Source organism: Yinghuangia aomiensis (assembly GCF_039542225.1).
GTDB classification, from domain to species: Bacteria; Actinomycetota; Actinomycetes; order Streptomycetales; family Streptomycetaceae; genus Yinghuangia; species Yinghuangia aomiensis.
Genome location: NZ_BAABHS010000020.1, coordinates 32,551 through 49,287, shown reverse-complemented (window position 1 = coordinate 49,287; position 16,737 = coordinate 32,551). Strand labels below are relative to the sequence as shown.

At 68.1% G+C, this 16,737-nt stretch carries 11 protein-coding genes; 3 read left to right on the top strand and 8 right to left on the bottom strand.

Annotation, left to right across the window (positions count from 1 at the left end; translation table 11 throughout):
- Positions 1–78: 78 nt before the first annotated feature.
- The 3 genes from ABEA93_RS26075 to ABEA93_RS26065 all read right to left on the bottom strand — a co-directional run bounded on the left by ABEA93_RS26075 (position 79) and on the right by ABEA93_RS26065 (position 3,425).
- Positions 79–1,131 carry a ParB/RepB/Spo0J family partition protein gene (locus tag ABEA93_RS26075; RefSeq protein ID WP_345678212.1) on the bottom strand — a complete coding sequence of 351 codons (1,053 nt, stop codon included), beginning with the start codon at positions 1,129–1,131 and terminating at the stop codon, positions 79–81.
- Positions 1,131–1,793: a ParA family protein gene (locus tag ABEA93_RS42180; RefSeq protein ID WP_425585098.1), complete on the bottom strand. Its 663-nt coding sequence runs from the start codon at positions 1,791–1,793 to the stop codon at positions 1,131–1,133. The genes ABEA93_RS26075 and ABEA93_RS42180 overlap by 1 nt, the downstream gene beginning before the upstream one ends.
- 546 nt (positions 1,794–2,339) lie before the next feature.
- Positions 2,340–3,425, bottom strand: coding sequence for a hypothetical protein (locus tag ABEA93_RS26065; protein ID WP_345678211.1), 1,086 nt, complete (start codon positions 3,423–3,425; stop codon positions 2,340–2,342).
- Between the two features lie 3,111 nt (positions 3,426–6,536).
- Here ABEA93_RS26065 and ABEA93_RS26060 point away from each other — a divergent pair.
- The 3 genes from ABEA93_RS26060 to ABEA93_RS26050 all read left to right on the top strand — a co-directional run bounded on the left by ABEA93_RS26060 (position 6,537) and on the right by ABEA93_RS26050 (position 11,162).
- Positions 6,537–7,286, top strand: coding sequence for a hypothetical protein (locus tag ABEA93_RS26060; RefSeq protein WP_345678210.1), 750 nt, complete (start codon positions 6,537–6,539; stop codon positions 7,284–7,286).
- 127 nt (positions 7,287–7,413) lie between these two features.
- Positions 7,414–8,943: a glycosyltransferase family 4 protein gene (locus tag ABEA93_RS26055; protein WP_345678209.1), complete on the top strand. Its 1,530-nt coding sequence runs from the start codon at positions 7,414–7,416 to the stop codon at positions 8,941–8,943.
- A gap of 893 nt (positions 8,944–9,836) precedes the next feature.
- Positions 9,837–11,162 (top strand): hypothetical protein, encoded by a 1,326-nt coding sequence (locus ABEA93_RS26050; protein ID WP_345678208.1) that lies wholly within the window; start codon positions 9,837–9,839, stop codon positions 11,160–11,162.
- Between the two features lie 132 nt (positions 11,163–11,294).
- Here ABEA93_RS26050 and ABEA93_RS26045 read toward each other — a convergent pair whose 3' ends face one another.
- The 5 genes from ABEA93_RS26045 to ABEA93_RS26025 are packed head-to-tail and all read right to left on the bottom strand — an operon-like array spanning position 11,295 to position 16,730.
- Positions 11,295–12,290: an SCO2521 family protein gene (locus ABEA93_RS26045; RefSeq protein ID WP_345678207.1), complete on the bottom strand. Its 996-nt coding sequence runs from the start codon at positions 12,288–12,290 to the stop codon at positions 11,295–11,297.
- A complete protein-coding gene (locus ABEA93_RS26040; RefSeq protein WP_345678206.1) occupies positions 12,287–13,240 on the bottom strand; it encodes an SCO2522 family protein in 954 nt (317 codons plus the stop codon). The genes ABEA93_RS26045 and ABEA93_RS26040 overlap by 4 nt, the downstream gene beginning before the upstream one ends.
- A gap of 5 nt (positions 13,241–13,245) precedes the next feature.
- The gene (locus tag ABEA93_RS26035) at positions 13,246–14,157 is read right to left on the bottom strand and encodes an SCO2523 family variant P-loop protein (RefSeq protein WP_345678205.1); all 912 of its coding nucleotides are present in this window, start codon (positions 14,155–14,157) and stop codon (positions 13,246–13,248) included.
- 3 nt (positions 14,158–14,160) lie between these two features.
- Positions 14,161–15,987, bottom strand: a complete 1,827-nt coding sequence (locus tag ABEA93_RS26030) for an SCO2524 family protein (protein WP_345678204.1) — start codon at positions 15,985–15,987, stop codon at positions 14,161–14,163.
- Positions 15,981–16,730 carry an SCO2525 family SAM-dependent methyltransferase gene (locus ABEA93_RS26025; RefSeq protein WP_345678203.1) on the bottom strand — a complete coding sequence of 250 codons (750 nt, stop codon included), beginning with the start codon at positions 16,728–16,730 and terminating at the stop codon, positions 15,981–15,983. The genes ABEA93_RS26030 and ABEA93_RS26025 overlap by 7 nt, the downstream gene beginning before the upstream one ends.
- Positions 16,731–16,737: the final 7 nt, after the last annotated feature.

The window sequence follows — 16,737 nt, the reverse complement described above, 5'->3', positions numbered from 1 at the left end:
TGGCAGGACACGCGGCAGGCCCCGCCCACGCGAGGATGGGACAGGGCCTGCGGCGATTCCCCGGTGAACTGGCACAGCTCAGACGTGTGTGTGAAGTTCCTCAATCAGCGCGACCAGGTCCTCGGCGGACAACTCGGCAGCCAGTGCAGCCGCCAGCTCCTTTGGGCTCCTGGTCGACACGCTGAACACGGTGACCTCCGGCGAGCCCCCCGGGGCCCGTTGCGGGGCAGCCTGATGAGGCACCTGCCCTCGCTTGTCGCCCGTGCCACCCACCGCTCCACGAGGCTTCCCGCCTCGCGGAGCCGACGCTGGTTCAACCTTCTGATCCGCGGTCGACGAATCCGGCAGCGCCCGGGGCTCCGTGCCTTGGTGCGTGCCAGGCGGCGTAGCCGCGTCGGACGCCTCGGACTCCGGCGCCAGGACGGTGTCGCGTGCCGATGCAACCGCCAATTGCTTGGCTGCCCACCAGTCGAGCTGCTGCTGTGCGTCCAGCTGGTGGTCCTTCACGGCCTTGGCGAGACTCCGCGCTGCTTCAACGGGCATCTGCTTCGTGCGGACCAGGTCCTGGATCGGGCCGGCCAGGCGCAGCAGGGAACGCCGCTGGGATACCCAGCTTTCCTTCTTGTCGCGGTGCGCGGCAGCAGCGCGGGCTGAGCCGAACTCCTGGACCAGAAGGTTGATGGCGTGGGCTTCTTCGATCGGGTCGAAGTTCTTGCGGTCGAGGTTCTCGGACAAGACCGCATCAACGAAGTCCTGCCGCGTGGCGATGACCTCGTCGCGGATCGCCGCTTCGATGGTGGCGTGGCCGGCCGCACACGCCGCACGGAACCGTCGCTCGCCGACAGCGATGACGTAGCTGGTCTGTTCGGAACCGACGATGCGGTCGTGTTCGGGGAAGTGCTTGAGGTAGAGGGTACGGGTGACAACCACGATTGGTTGAAGCTGTCGGCGCCTCATACTCGACGCGAGTTCTGCCAGTTCGGTGGCCGTACCGAAATGGGTCCGTGGGTTCAACGGCGTAGGTGCCACGGCGCTGAGCGGCAGCGTCAGCAGCGTGACCGCGTCGCGCCCGGGGACGTCCTCGACCTTCTTTCCGGCGAGGGACGCAAGGCTTGTGCGCTGACCGGCCATCAGGACTGGCCTCCGTAGCCGAGTTCGAGGGCCAGGCGGAAGAAGTCCTCGCGTGCTTCCATCGCGACACGGTTCTTCGGGTACTGCGTGACCACTTGGCCTTCGGCGGCCGCGCGCGTGTGGACCTTGTATCGGCGCAGCACCGTCTGAGCGCGTGGCCAGGCCTTGGCGTCGATGTACTCCTTGGTCTGTTCCAAGTCGACGACGCCGTCCCGGGGGTCCCAGTTGTTGATGACCACGCGGTACGGGAGCCCGGTCGGCTGTACGACCTTCTCGATCGTGCGCGCCGTGGGGTCGAAGGCCAGGGGCTCAGGTGGCATCGGCACGATCACGTCATCGGCGACCGCGAGCGCCTTCAGCAGGAGGTTCTCGTCCTGCAGGCTGCCGGGCGTGTCGATGAACACGTGTTGGAGGCCGCGGTTTTGGCCGTTCAAGACGTTCGATACCACGGCACCGAGGTTGAGGGTGCTTGTCGTCTTCCCAACGCCGCCCTTTTGATTGCACACGACGTGGACTTTGGCCGGGAGGTCCTGAAGCACCTTGAGGTTCTCCGGGGTCTCGTGTTCTTGGCTGAAGTCGAAGGGGAGGTCGGTGATGCGGTCGGCCCACCAGACGGTCGATGCCTGGGGGTCGATGGACACGACGTAGACGCTTGAAGTCATCTGCTCCGTATGCTTCCCGTGGGTTCCGGTACTTCGGGCAGGCGAAGCTTCTCAGAGATCGACAATTCGTTGCCAGCGACGCGCCAGTGACAAACCCGACTTGTCTGGCCCGAACCTGGTCCGGGCCAGCACGCGGCTGGCTCTGCGCGAGCTTTACGGCCGTAAAGTCCGCCGACCGCCGCCGAGGATTCGACTTCCGTCGGTGATGCCCGACTTGCCGACGGCGCGCTGAATCTTTACGGCCGTAAAGCCGGGCCGCTTCCCATCCCTGCGTTGCGGGGCCGAACCGGTGCCGTCAGCAGTACAGCTCAGCTCGGTGGAGCAATCCCCGCTTGCACGGGGCAGTCCTGCCGCTTCCGTCATCGGAGTTGGCGCCAATCGTCCACCGGGGCCGGCTTCGATCCGCAGTGAGTCTACGCAGTGCGGCTCATGACGCGGCCGACCAATGGTGGGCGCGGAGCGAACATCCGGGTCTGTCGAACTGCCGACCGACGGAAGCAACCGGCTGACGGCTCGGGCAATCCATCTTGGTACCGGCGCCCGTTGTCAGTTCCGGGTGAGTCGCCGTTCGAGAGTCGCCAAGCGCAGCTCCAGTGCGGCGGCTCGCTGTTCGGCGACGTGGGCGCGGCTGTCGGCTTCGCCGAGCAGGAGACGCACGACACCGATGTCGTCGAAGTTCGCGTCCCCCTCCCGTCCGCTGTACAGCAGGCTGGGGATCCCGACGAGGTGCTCGGGAAGCCGGGTCCTGCTTCCTGCGACCCGAAGGCCTTGAGGCGTGAACAGATTCGTTCCGTCCCCGCCGTCGCATTCGACCGGGAGGCATCCGTCCGGGGCGTCTTGGCTGTCACCGCAGAGATGGAGTTCCCCATCGGGCAGCAATCGGCTGCCAGCGTGACGGGCGCCCACCCTCGGCAGATAGACCAGTGCGGCGTCATCACCACACGCCCGCGCCACATCACCACCGGTAAGCCGCGAGAAGGTCCTGAGCGCCTGCGGCATGAGCACGAACATCGACGCCGCGCCCGCCGCGGTGTGTGCCAGGCGAACCACTGCGGCCTCCCATGCCGCACGGCGCACCGTCACCGCCTCGGCCATCACCACCACCGGAAGACGCCGTCGCGGGTCCCGGATCACCTCGGCGAGTTCCGTCGCGCCGGTGGCGTCCAAGACTGTCTGAGGCAGCAGTGTCAGACGTGCGGCACCGTCGTACGCCTCCACGCGCTCCAACAACCCCCGTACGAACGCTCCTGGCTCCCCGTGGCGTTGTGCACCGTCCCGGGCCGTGTCGCAGACGCCATCAGTGCCGGTTCCGAGGCCCCTACATTCGACGAGGACCCACGTCTCCCCCAGCTCGACGGTACTGATCACCACGGTCAGCTCTAGGCCGCCGCGCGCAGCCCGGCGGATCCGCCAGCGGTGCGTCAGCACTCCCCCAGGAGACAACCCGTCGTCGCAGAGCACCATCAAGTCGGCGCCGACATCGCACATGCCCGCCTCGAACGCCGCGAGATCCACACCGTCGTAGCTCTCGAGCCAGGCCCGAACGGCGACACGGACTCGGCCGACAACCTCGCGGTGCAGCCACGTTGACGCGAACGCAACACGCAAGACGGGACCGATCGAGCTGTCCAAACCGTCTCTCCCACCGAACCAGAGTCGAAGAACGGGCTCCAGCCCGCGCCCGCACTACAGAAAATCACTGTGCATCCGGGCTCTTGACGCGACGCGCCGTGCTCTGCGGCACGGACGCGAAGTCGTCCCACATCGGGCTCGGCGTTCGCGTGCGGACGCGCATCCCGCCCGAAGCTCCCCCTCCGCTATCGGACGGAGACAGAGGGACGGTGGGAAAGGTTCCTGACGTTGCGTTGGCTTTGACGTGAAGCGGGCGGCGCGCGGAATCCGCGTCGTCGGCCAGCGGTCGACACGCCAGCTCTGCCAGATGGCAGTCCCACGCCATGGTCCGTCGCGACTGGGGAACCGCAGGCACTGCCGACCGTTGCACTTGCAGCGTGTCGTCGTGCTCCGCCCGACAGACCCGACACAGCATGTCACCTACAGCAGGACCGACCAGGAAGATCCGGGCACCGCAGTCACCACATGTCCCCCGCGGCAGCCCGTCAGGCAACGCACTGAGCCTGTCGGGTGAGCCAAGGCGGTCCCCGTGGACGACGAACCGCCTGTGGTCATGGGAGGCAGGCTTCGCCGGCGACTCGGGTGCGGATCCGGGCGCGTAGTCCGGAAGACTCGACTGAAACCGCTTGGCCGCACGACCGGCAACGACGTCGGCACACACCTCGCACGGGCGCCCAGTCGACCACATCACGCCGGTTTCGCAGTCCCAGAGGCCGCAACCCCACCGAGGCAGCGCGACGCCCAGCAGCCACCGGCCCGGGTCACGGATCTCCGAAGGCGCGACTGCGCCAAATCGTGTGAGAAGCCGGTGTCGCAATCGGGCGGGCTCCACGCCGTCATCCAGCTGTTCCGCCACCGCACGGCCGATCTTGCGCAGCACGAAATGACTGTGCACTCGGTTCAGCAGCCCACGCACCGGCTCCAACACCGCAAACACCTCACGGCCGAAGGCCGGCCCGCCCGTATGTCCATGCCTCGACGAGCCGCTGCGATTCCCCGTTCGAGCACGGACCGGTGTGGGGTTCCCCTCCGCGCGCAGCGCGCCGCTTCCGTCGGAACTCCCGCAAGCGTGCGGAGCTTGCCGCTCGCCCGCACGTGCGCTGCTGCCCCCACCTACTACCTGGGTTTCGCCTACGGCGGGTGGGAAGAGCGGCGGTACGTCCTCTGGTGAGTCAGTCCTAGGTGATTCCTTGTACGCGAGGGATCCCTCACCAACCCCGGAACCCGATCCCTCACCGACGCAGGAACGGTCCGGAGCCGAGGAGACCTGGCCCACAGGCTTGCAGGGATCCTCGGCTGGGCGCTCTTGAAGTCCCTCCGCTGCCAGGGTCGGCGCCTCGTAGGCGGCCACCCTGCCAGCCGACTCGGCGGGAGGCACCTGGTTTGCGACGTTGTGGACGGCGAACTGGTGGCGGCCGTTCAAGCCGCACCGCCGCCTCACCGTCACCCAGCCCGCCGCCTCCACCTCGTCGACAACTCGGCCCGCCGCGTCCGCCGTCACAGCGAGTCCGGCCCTCCTCCCCGAGTGGTGCCGCAGATATCCGGCCAACTCCCCCACGGTCAAAGGAATCTGCATCCGCACCGCGTACGCCAGCGCCGCATAAGCCCGCAGCTGCCGCGGCGTCAGATCTTCTGCCGCCGCCACCGGTACCCACACGAACCGCTCGCCTGCGCACACCGGCCGCACACGACGCACCGCTGATGCACCCCGCCCACCCGCATGGGTTCGCCGAACCGTCACCAGCTCGGTCACGCCGTCCGCCCCTTGCCGGGACAGCACCAAAAGCCCCCGCTCCACTGATGCCCTCGACAACCCCAAGTACTTGGCGATCGTCTCCGTCCGCGCCTCACACCCCTCAGGCCGCACTCCCAGCGCTGCCACCTTCACGTACACCGACAACGCCACATCCGGCAGCAGGGCCGATTCGACCAAGCGCCACGGCACCCGAACACGCTGCGTCCGCACACCAACTGACGGCTCGGCAAACGCGGGCTGACGCTTCGGCAATTCGACGGCGGACACCGTCGCAACGATGCTCACGACTCCGCCTCGCCGCGCCGCCGTCGGGCCGTCGGATGGCCGAGGCCGGCCGTACTCGATCGAGGGGCGACTCGGGTTGATCCGGTCGACTCGTTGGTGAAATTGGTCACCCTCGTTTGGGTGAAGACCACTTCAAGCAGGCTGAAATCAGGCACGCGAATACAGCAGAGCTGGCCATCCGCGCGTTTGGCATGCAAAATAAGCACGTCCTCTCGCGTGCACGCGCACGAGGGCACGACAAAGCCCCGTGTGGTGCCGAGTCGGTTCTTGGGAGAACCAGAGAATGAGAGGTCCGAAGCCGGGTGGCACCGGGTCGGACACCCCCTCCGAAGGCTGTGGCGGCCTACCGGAGATGCGATGGAAGCTCGTTCAGGTGATGTGGCGTCACCGGACCGGGCGACCTGGGGCGGCAAGAAGGCCCATGTGGGCGCCGCCCCTTAGATGCCTATGACATCCCCGCCCCCTCTCTTGAGGAACGGGCGGAGGAACCGTCGGGCAACGCGAACACCCCGCCGAAGGTCGAGCAGCTGTGAGTGCAGCTGCCAGACCCACGGCGGGGTGCTGTGTGCAGAGGCGGATATAGCGGTACCCTGGAGATCACGTCGTCACCTCTTGTCGTTGGAAGGTGCTCGGCGGGCCCGGACCCTGCGAAGGTCCTTCGGCCACTGCGGCCCCTCGCGCCTTGCCTAAGGGCGCTCGATGGGGCCGCATTCTTTTGTTTTTGATCAGTGCTGCGGGTCAGCGTACCGCGTCCCAGGCGCCTCAGAAGCACCCGCCAGCAGCCTTGTGGAAGCGTGAAAACCACAAGGTTGCACCAAAGCCGCAGCCGTCACGAACGCTGCGCGCAGCGGCAGTTGGCTGCCACCTTCGACACCGGAACGTTGAACCATCATGCTCCTGCGGTGCCACGCCGGCCACGGATCCCGCCCCCCGGATCGGAGGGTGTCCCCAACTGCGGTGCCGGGTCGTCTGCCCAACGCACCATGCTCAGTTGCCGGATCACCGTGCTTCATCTCGCGGCGCACTGCGTGCGGGTGGCGATGCACTGGTTCGCCGTACGCTCACCAGCCGTGGCACACACTGAGCATGGTGGGCATCGGCAGTTCCTCGATGCGGCCGCCCGCGCGCTGATCTCGGAAGACGACATCTGGCAGGTCGAGACATTGGCGGGCGGGTCCACACTGGTGGCCCGCACCGACGATGGAGACGAGGGGGTGGTGGCGCTCATCGAAGTGGGGCTGCTCGATGCGACGGTCACTGTGGACGACGTCCTGCGCGTCGAGGCTCTAGCGGCCGAAGCGGGCGCGACGGCTCTCGACGGGCGGCCCGCAACGTTCATATGCGCGCGCCGCGAGCCGGCAAGGGACGCCATTCAAGCGGCTTTCCTGCGGAACATGCGGATCCTGAACGTCCGCCCCATCGGTGCGAACACCTGGGGCCACGACGAAGCCGTCCTGTCCCGCCAGCAGTTCACGCAGCCGCCTGATGCTCCCGCTCTCAGTGAGCAGCAGTGGCAAGTCATACACGATGGCGGCGGAAACGCGGTCTTCCACGACCGCCGATGGATCCCGATCGCCACGTTCTCTGGTCTTCGAGCCGAACTGGCTTGGCGGGAGGCGACAGAAGTCTCCTCTGCGGGGAGCGCTTGGGGCTCTTGGTGTTTCGAGATGCCTGCCGGGACTGTCATGACCGTTCCGGAGCAGCCGCCTATACCCGTCACCAGCGTGACCTTGCGGTTCCACAAGGAGATGTGCCGACTGCAGGCAACAAGCGAGGAAAGTGCGTTCATCGCCCTGGCAACCGACTGGCTATGGGGATGAAGGCGGCCTCAACCCGAAGCCCCGATACGACCGCGACACGACGCCCAGCGAGGTCGCCCGCAAGGAGGACCCACCCCCGGTCCGGACCGCCCTGTCGTCACACGCGGCTCAAGAGTAGCCTCGACGTGTGGCAGCAGCTTCCCGCAGCACCGACCGCGAGCCCGACGGACCGACGCCATGGCGGCGCTCGGTGAATCGGAAGGAACACCCCCTCGCGCGCGCCACGCCCAAGAACATCGCGCTCGTTTACTGGGCATCGGAGGGGGACGGCGTCTCCTCTCACCTGCGCACCTACGCCCGCATCCTCGCCGCCGAAGGCCATACGGTCACTTGGTACTACGGCTCAGGGAGCGCGCCGGATATCCCCGGCGTACGGGCGGAGAAGCTCGCCGTGCTGGATCTCGACGGACCTGTGCCGTCAGCCGACGAGGTACGTGCCGAACTAGGACCACACCTGGCGACGGCACACATCGTTCATGTACATAACGGCCACGCCTTCAGACCCGAGGTAGCCAAAGGCCTCGCAAGCCTGCGGGACCAACGGGAACGCGAAAAGCGTCCGTTCGCTCTGCTCCACACCTTCCACAGCCCGTTCAACGGGAAGAAGGAAGACCGGAACGCGGAGGCCGTGAAAGCCTTTTCCGGGACATTCGGGGTTTCCCAGTACATGGCCGACTTCTATCGGCAGAAGCTCGGCATCGATGTGCAGGCCATCACCATCGGCGTGGAGACGGCGAGGTTTGCGGGCGTCCCCGACGTCGCGTTGACGGACAAGGAGTCCGTTGTTTTCGGCATGGCCGCGCGAATGGTGCCGAACAAGGGCGTGCTGGAGTCCGTCCGTGCATTCGCGGAAGTCGTGCGCGACTCGGACTGTCGCACGCAAGGTGCCAAGCCTCAGCTGCGGATCGCTTCCCCGGCCCGGAGCGTAGGGGCCGAGTACGAGCGCGCCGACGGCTACGAGGAGACGGTCAAGGGGATCGCTGAGGAGATCGTGGCCGTCGAGCCAGATGGCTCTCGACGGAACCTGGTCCACTTCGAGAATTGCACGGGCGAGGAGATGCCCGGCTTCTACGGCCGGGTCCACGTCATGCTCTCGCCCACGATCGCGGAGGAAGCCTTCGGCCTCACCGTGGCCGAATCCCAAGCAGCCGGCCGGGTCGTGATCAGCACGGACGTCGGCGGACTCCGGGAGGCGCTGGATCCGAAAAGCGGGAGACTCCTGCCGAGACACGGCCCGGAGGACTCCCCTGTCAAGCCAGACGATGTCGTCGCCGACCTTGCCCAAGCCATGCTCCCTCTCGCGCGAAATCGTGCCCAGGTCACTGAGTTGGGTTGCCAGGCCCGAAATTTCGCGCGAAGGCGCCTTGGCGCGGGCCGACATGCGCAACGCACGCTTCTGGCCTACTACCTACACGGGGCGTACGCCGTGAAGGGCGGCGCGAGGAACAGGACGCTCTCCCAGCAACGTCCTCCTGGACGAGATCCCCGTGAATTGCGCACCCCAGCTTCCCGTGGTTTCTTGCCGCCACGGGGCGCCCCTGCGGCCCGGGCGATCAGTCTCATCTCACCCTGGGCACGGCACTCGGGCCGCCAGGTCGGAGCAGGCGCAGCCGTCGAGAAATGGGGCCCGAGCAAAACGCGTTCGTTCTTCGGCTGACGGACCCTCTGTCGCTCAAGCGTTTTCCGAACGTGGTCCAACCCGATACGGACCACACGTCGTCCCTGAGGATCGACACCGGCTGCGTTGCGTCTGGCGGAAGGGCGTCAATGGACACGGCGGGCGGTTTGGTGTGCGGAGCGATGTGGCCTCTCCGGAAGCGCTGACCCATACCGCGGCATCGACTCCGGCCGAGTTCGCCTGGCTCAGATCGATCTGGCGGAGGTCAGCGGGTCGACGCGGCGGGGCTGTTGCTGGTGTTTGCCGACCTGGGATGTGTCGAGCCGTGGGTCGAGGACGGGGGACGCCCTGCGGTGCGGGTGAGGGTGCAGGCCACCGAACCGCACGTGTCCTGGTTGGGCGTCGGCTGTGTGTGTGCCTGGAGCGCGGTTGAGGCCGGTCGGCGGCTGCGGCGTCGTCGCGGATGTCCACGCGGGTGACCTGGACACGATCGGTCAGCACTGTCCCTGCATCGGCGCGGAGAACTGGGTTCGGCGCATCGGCCGTATCGCGCAATGCGGCGCGCGCCACCGGGATATCCGGGCGTGACATCGGAGTTGATCCTGATGGGGGATGGTGGACCATGCCGTCTCGACCGGTCCTTCGAAGCGGGTCCTGCGGACGCCGGCGTCGAGTGGGCGCGCAGCCCCGATCCGGCCCCATATCCCCCGGTGGGAAAAGCACATACCTTGGTGGACTGGCACATGACCGCGACTTCGAGCGAACCTGGCCGATGCCGGCCCCGCGGGCTGCGGATCGGCGTTCGGCTGGCGTTCTTGCCGATCGCCGCACTCCTGTTGAGCGGCTGCGTGGGGGGTGGTTCCGTCGGCACCCGAGATGCCGTCGTAAACCCGACGGAAGCACCGCAAGCTGTCGGCTCCTCGAACCTGCACGTGCCGACCGCCTTCGACCAGGCACGTGGCTGGCAGTCGGACCAGCGACAGCGGGTCTTCACCGTGGCGCCGATGGCCGGCGTCTTCATCGACCTGTCCGCGCAGGAGAATCCGACCGAAGGAGCGTCGCCCCTCGCGGGCCCGCCGTCCTCGGACGCCTCCGCGGACCCCGCCACGCAACTCCCGGCGGTGATCGCCCGGAAGGCGGACGACGGCACGGTGCTGTGGTCGTCCAAGCCTCTCGGTCCGCTGAGCGCGCAGCGCACGCCCGAGCTCCACGTGATCTCGACCGAAGGCGGCGAGTATGTGGTCGTCGTTCGTCGCGGTGTCGTCCCCCCGGCCGGCATCGCCCGGTCCCGCGATCTCCTGGTGGTCGACTCGTTCCCGGTGAGCGCAGAAGGCCGGGACGTCGCGCCTACCGCGCACCTGGAACGCGAGGTCACCGGGGGGTTGGACAACGCGGTGGCCGCCGTCGGCGACGGCGGCGTCCTGTTCCCCGGCACCGCGGACGGGAACGGCACGGCCCAAGAAGGGGCGTTGTGGGATCCATTCACGGGCGCCGTCTCCCCTGTCGCGGTCGGCGCACCCGTAACCAGGTCTTGCTCCACCAAACGGAGCGGCTGCACCGTGCAGGACGTCCCTGTGCTGCCCACTGCCGCCGGTGTCCTGACAACGGAACAGCCGGCAAGCGACGAGCTGCGATTCGGCATCCCCGGCAGATGGACGAGCGCGTCCATCGCTCCTCACGGGGCGAATCGTGGACGCGTCATCCAGGTCGTGGGAGGCACCGTCCTCATCGGGTGGTATCACGACAACGACGGCAGCACCGTTTATGCCCTGCACGACCTGACCACCGGGGACTTGCTGGTGTCCGCGGCGTGTGACATCGGAGTGGCGTCGAATAGCGGCTCTCCCCCCGAGCTCACCGCACTCTCGTCTCCGGAGGGCCGGTATGTCGCCGTGGGCTCGCTGCTCTTCGACCTGTCGGCGCGGACGGCCCAGTGCTACAGCGGCGACAAGACCACTCGCGGCGTCCTGTTCGCGGCGCTCACCGACAGCGGCACGGCCTATGGCACTCTGCGCGACGACCAAGACGACACACCCGACCCGGTGACGGTCAACACGAGCACGAAGGCTATCGATCGGCTGCCTGAAGGGACACAGCTGCCCGACTTCGTGACGCGCGGCGGCGTGGGTCTGTTCACCGTTGTCGGGGACCAACACAACGGCACAGCAGTAAGCACCGCGTTCCTGCTACCGCCTGCGGTCCCCGGAGCGCCGCTACCGGCCACACCCGCGTCCCCGTCGCCTGTCGCTGCCCGCTGAGGCTCCGCAACCCGGGGCGCGGCCCTCGGTCGCCTCCGTCGCGGACGCAATGAGCGACTCGCCTCCCGGCAACCGGTGGACGAATCCCGACGTACCCCAGGCGCGCCCCGGGCAGGTCAGAACCGTGCGGTCTTACGCCCCCGGCGGCCTGTGTCCGCTCCTGGTTCGCCCGGGGTGCTCCAGCATTGAGGCCGTGCGGGCCGCGATCGTGCGGCGGACCCGGGCCTCCATCGTGGACCATTGGCGGGTGAATCCCGGGACTCGTTCGAAGCCGTCCCAGAGCTCGGCGGTGCGCGGGGTCGGCACGGACGCGGGCATCCACAGGTGGGCGAGGTGCTCGGCGGCCATGCGCAGCCGGTGGCTGTAGGCAGGGGACTCGTGGGGGTGGTCGAGGAGGTTCCCCAGTACGGTGAGCAGCCAGTCGTGGCGGGCGATGTCTTCGCTGAAGACCAGTAGGTCGGCCACGTCGTCGAGGTCCTCGGCGCGCAGCAGGAGCGTGCGAGTGTGGGTTCCACTGACCGTGAACTCGGCTTGTCTGTCCGGGTTTTCGGGATTCCCGCGGACGATCGCCCACCGGAGGCTGGTGCGTGCCGCTTTCAGGGGCGGACGGCGGTCGAGGTCGGGCGATTGCTGCACGGCGGCGAGTCGGTGCCCGGCGATGCCCCCGGGGTCGAGGGTGTCCGGAGTTCTCCCAGCGTCGAAGAACCCCTCGGCCAAGGACGTTGCGCGGATACGGCCGACTGCTTCGACGGTTCCGGAGTGCGACAGGTAATGCGACCACGGGAGCCGGTGGTCCGTGGTGGCGGATGTGACGCGGGCGAAGGCGTTCGCTTGGAGGACACGGCCGCCGGTGAGCGCCGTGTGTGCCAGCATGCTGCCGATACCACGTACCCGCTTTCCGGTGGTGTCGGCGGGAAGCCCGCAGTCGACGCCCGTCGCGGTGGCGGGTGTGACAGTGCGGGCGATCGGCCGTGTCCACGTCCGGACGGCGCGGCCGCATGGCAGGGCGAGGAGTTCGGCGGCGCCGGTCGGAGTGACGGGGGTCGAGTGCGCGAGCAACCCGGTGACGATCTCTCCGAGGACGGCGATAGGGCTAGGTCCCGCGGTCGCGGGCTGCGCCGCCCTCACGTGGAGGGAAAGACGTAGGCGACCCGGTCCACGATCTCGCCGAGCGGGTCGGGTGCTTCGGCCGCGTGGCGGGCAGCGGTCTGATGCAGCACGTCGGGGTCGGCGGCGAACTGGTCGAGGATGACGCGCACGGCGTGCTCGATCGGCAGGAAACGCGGTTCGAGGACGGAGAGCGTGCGGTACGCGCAGAACGGCTGTGCGTCCGCGTTGAGCCGTACGATAGGCGGAAGTTCGTCCCAGTCGTCGGGGTAGGTGCCGTTCCACGGCCGCGGCCGAACGACGTCGCGGTTGTCGTGCCGGAGCATCCCCAGCCGTATGAGTTGCCATACGGCGGCCAGGAACGGGCACGACCAGGTTCGTGTGCCGTTCTCGTCGTCCCAGAGCTGGACGTCGGCGAACACCGAGTGCCGCCGTGCGCTGACTTCCCATGGCGCGGCCCATGCCGGCGGCTCGGCCATTGCCTCGCCGCCGAAGGCGGCGGGTGACCTGCGGCCGTTGCTGAGCCATCCGGATGCGGAAGCCGGCGGGCGGGTGCCGTTGTCACCCGGCAGCGGCACGGGCACGAGGTTGGCTTCGACGAGTTCGGCGGGTGCCGTGCCGTCGGCGTGGGCGCAGGCGGATTCGCGGGCGATGTAGTCGAGCGGAAGGCCGCTCTCCGCGGCGACTGTGATGAGCAGGGGAAGAGCTTCGCGGGGAGGCACGGTCCTGGCGAAGTAGTCGTCGACAAGGAAGCACGTGCTGACACGCGGGCGGCGGCTGCCGAGCCGGAGACGGAGCGAATCCTCGGCGGCGGCAAGCCACGGGCCGAGGCCGCCAAGGCGTCGGCGTAGTGCGTCCTCGCCCGCTTCGAAGTCCTCCATGTAGACGTGTCCCAGCTCGACGGAGAGGTGGGAGAACGGCACATGGGCGATCCGGGTCTCCGCGGAACTCTCGTGGAACTGCGTGGTCATCGGGCTCACAGTCCTTCCCATGCCATCTCGTCGGACAAACGCTGGGCGAGGTCGTCGAAGGCGCCCACGGTTTCCGGGTTGGCCACGTGGCTCAGCGCCACGTCCGCGTCGGTGATGAGCTGTTCGCGCCATTGCAGCATCGGTTCGAAGGGAATCGTGCCGAGTACGACACTGGGGCCCAGGTGGTGCCGAACGGCCATGTCGCGCAGTTGGTCGTCGCATCTCCGTTGCCAGGCGACCTGCGATGGGCGCAGTTCGCCGAAGCCGAAGGCGTCCGCGGACGGGACGGCGGTGCGTACGAAGCGGATGCTGTTGCGCAGGGACTCCGGGTCGTGCCCGCGCGCCGCGCCGGACTGCAAGACCCCGCGAGGTCCGAACACCAGTCCTGATGCTGCCGTGATGTGCTGGCGGGTCCATCGGTGGAACACGAGCCACCGGGAGCAGATACCGTCGAGGCGCGGGTCGGCGGTTGCGGTGAGCATCATGTCGAGGGCATAGGAGCGGCCGGCGCTGCAATCGACGAAGCACACGTCGAACTCTTCTTCAAGGCGCAAGAGGAGATCTATGCAGTTGTCCATGGCCGGTGCGGTGAGGGCGAACTCCCCGCCGCCCACGTCGCCGGGGAACAGCACCAGCCGTCCGCGGACCGCGGTGGGCGGGCAAAGGCCGCGCCGGTCGGACGCGGTCCACACGTCGATGCCGCGTGGGCTGGACGTCCGGCCTTGCACGTAGGAGTGAAGCCCGCCGTACGTGGCGTCCGCGGCCGGGATGTCGAAGACGCCAGTCGCGGTCGGGGAGCCGAAGTCGAAGTCCAGATAGCACACGTCGTCACCGGAGAGCGCCCGCCGATAGGCGAGGTTTCCGCTGGTGACCGAGCGGCCGGTGCCGCCTTTGTCGGAGGTGACGAAGACGAGCAATGTTCAGGCTCCCACACTTGTGCTGTGCCGGGCGGTGGTGAGTTCGTCGAGTTCGCGCAGCGTCTCGGCGATGATCGCGTACGCGCTGGCGGGGCGTTCGCCCAGGATTTCACGCGCTCGTTGGAGCCGCGCCTGCATGCGCAGCAGGCTGGTGTGCAGCGAAGTCACCGGTCCGGACGCGACGTACAGGAGTTCCCGGCCGAGGAGGTGCTCGGCCTCCAGGATCATGCTGCGGGCGAGTTCGGTGACCTGGATGCTGCGCAGCGGCGCGCCGCGCAGCATGCCTGCGGCCGCGACGAGGCTTTCGACAACACGTTCGGTGTGCGTCCACGTCAGCGCGGGGGGCCGTGGGGTGTCTGCGTGGGTCCGGTCCAGTTCGTGCCACAGTCCGTCGGCGGCGCCGCCGCGGCGCCGTGCTTCCCACACGTGTGCCAGGGCGGCTTCCGCAAGGCGCAGGAGGCGTTCACGGGATTCGGGTTCGTGCGCGAGGTCGGCGAACTGGACGACGCGTTTGAGCAGGACGCTCGGGAAGTCGGTCAGGCGCCATTGCAGCGCCGGGCCGAGCGTTTCGCTGCCGGGCAGGGCGACGTGCAGTACGCGCGCGGACGGCGCGTTGTGGGCCTCGTCGGTGTCGGCTCGGTCGAAGATCCCGGCGCGGATCGCGAGTTGTTCGATCGTGCGGATGGTACGCGTAAGGTCTTCGTCACCCGCGCGGCGGCGCAGGAGGTCTTGGGCTACCACGGACATCACCAGGAGGCTGAAGTAGTCCGACTTGCGGCCGTCGATGGTCTGCCAGGGCAGTCGTTCGAGGGGCCAGGGTCCTTCGCCGAAGCGCGCGAGTGTGGACCAGTACCGGTGGGTGAGTTCGGCCTGCAACCGCAGGGTGTGGGCCAACTGCTGCTGTTCGGCGGTGAGCAGGCCCAGCATGAGGGTCCGGTCGGCAAAGATGTCCATCAGCCCGTCGAGCGCGATGACGGTGAAGTACAGGTCCGGTATCGGTGCGGCCACACCGACGGGCTGCGCGCTGATGGACGCGGTTGTGGCAATCGGCGACGTCTTCGCGACGGGTGACCATGCCCAGCCGCATTCGAAGAGAGTGTCCTCATCGTCCAGGTCCGCCGCCATTTCCGTACCGCGGAGCAGGTCGGCCAGGCCGTGGCGGACCGGTCTGAGCAGCCGCGACAGCTGCGCCTCGCCATCGCGGGAGTCCACCCGGGTCCGTCCGATCATGGCGTTCAGAGCACGTCCCTCGGGCGACGTGCGCGCGAACGTCCGCACAGCGAAGCTCCGGATCAGGCCGGTCATGGAGGCGGTGAGGCGTCGGGTGAGTGCGGCTTCGACGGCGATGATCCGCTGCCGCAGTTCCGGACGGCGCACCTCGCGGCCGAACCCGCGCAGGAATCGGAGCGAGGTCAGCGTCAGGGTGAGCGACATCGACAGTGAGTTGACGACGTCAAGGCGCGTCTGCGCGGCGGCGGGCCGGGCGCCGGGGTCTTCGGGCACGAAGCAGTTCCCGCCGGAGAACACCGGGGTTCCATCGGGTTCGGTGTAGGTGTCCAGGTAGTCGGCGATCATCTCCGTGAGGCGTTTGGGGATGCTCACCCGGTCGCCGAAGGTCCGCAAGGCGTCAAGTACGTCGTCCGCCGTTTCGTCGGGGGTGTCGAGGCGGAATCCGTCGAGTTCGTACGCCGGGTACATGAGGCACAGCAGCTTCTCTGCCTCCGTGATGGAGTTGGCCCCTGCGGCTCGGTGGGAGGCCAGCCCGTCGTCGGACATCCGCGCAACCGCCCGCCAAATCTCCAGGATCTGCTGCCTCGGCCTGATCAGCACGGATCCGTGCCCCGCTCGGCACGGATCCGCCCGACGGCCAGCAGCATGCCGGTGTAGCCGTCGCGGAGCTTCTCCCCCATCGGCGCGATACGTTCCACCACCAATTCATCGGCCGCGGGCGCGAATGCCGCGTGCACCGTGCCGCTGTCGATACCGACGGCAGGGAAGGGCCGGTCCCCGACCGCATAGCCTTCGGAGTTCTCCATGAACGCGGCAACGAACGGGGCGCCCGGTTTCAGTGCGGCGGTGAAAGCGTCGACGGCTGCGAGGAATTCGTCGAAGAGTTCGGACATGGACTCGGCGACGAAGAACATCGTCCCCAGGTCCCACTGGGTGGCCGGCAGGTCGTACACGCTGCCGTGGACGACTCGGGCCCGCTCGGCCAGCGCGGTCCGCGGTGCGCCGACGCGGCGGTACGGGGCGGCTTCCGCGAGGATGGCCCAGCACGCGTCCCAGTGCGGGGAATAGTCGGCGACTTCGGTGCGCAACCAGTCGACGTTGCCCGCCCCGTACTCCCAGAGGGTGATCTCACGGCAGTGCGGCAGCATCGCCAGGGCGGGATAGAGGTTGGAGCCGGACCCGACGTCGAGCCCGCGCGCGTCCATGGGCAGGTCGGCGGTGGCGAACCGGTCGCGGGTGAGTGCCAGAAGGCGCCGGTCGTCGGGCGTGAGACTGAGGTAGTTGTGAGCCATGTACTGGGCGGGGTCGAAGGCGTCCCAGTCCGTGTCGGCGTTGCTGTACAACGGGCCT

Coding starts and splice junctions, on each gene's coding strand:
- ABEA93_RS26075 (WP_345678212.1), bottom strand. CDS start 1,131: ATGGCCGGTCAGCGCACAAGCCTTGCGTCCCTCGCCGGAAAGAAGGTC.
- ABEA93_RS42180 (WP_425585098.1), bottom strand. CDS start 1,793: ATGACTTCAAGCGTCTACGTCGTGTCCATCGACCCCCAGGCATCGACC.
- ABEA93_RS26040 (WP_345678206.1), bottom strand. CDS start 13,240: ATGACCACGCAGTTCCACGAGAGTTCCGCGGAGACCCGGATCGCCCAT.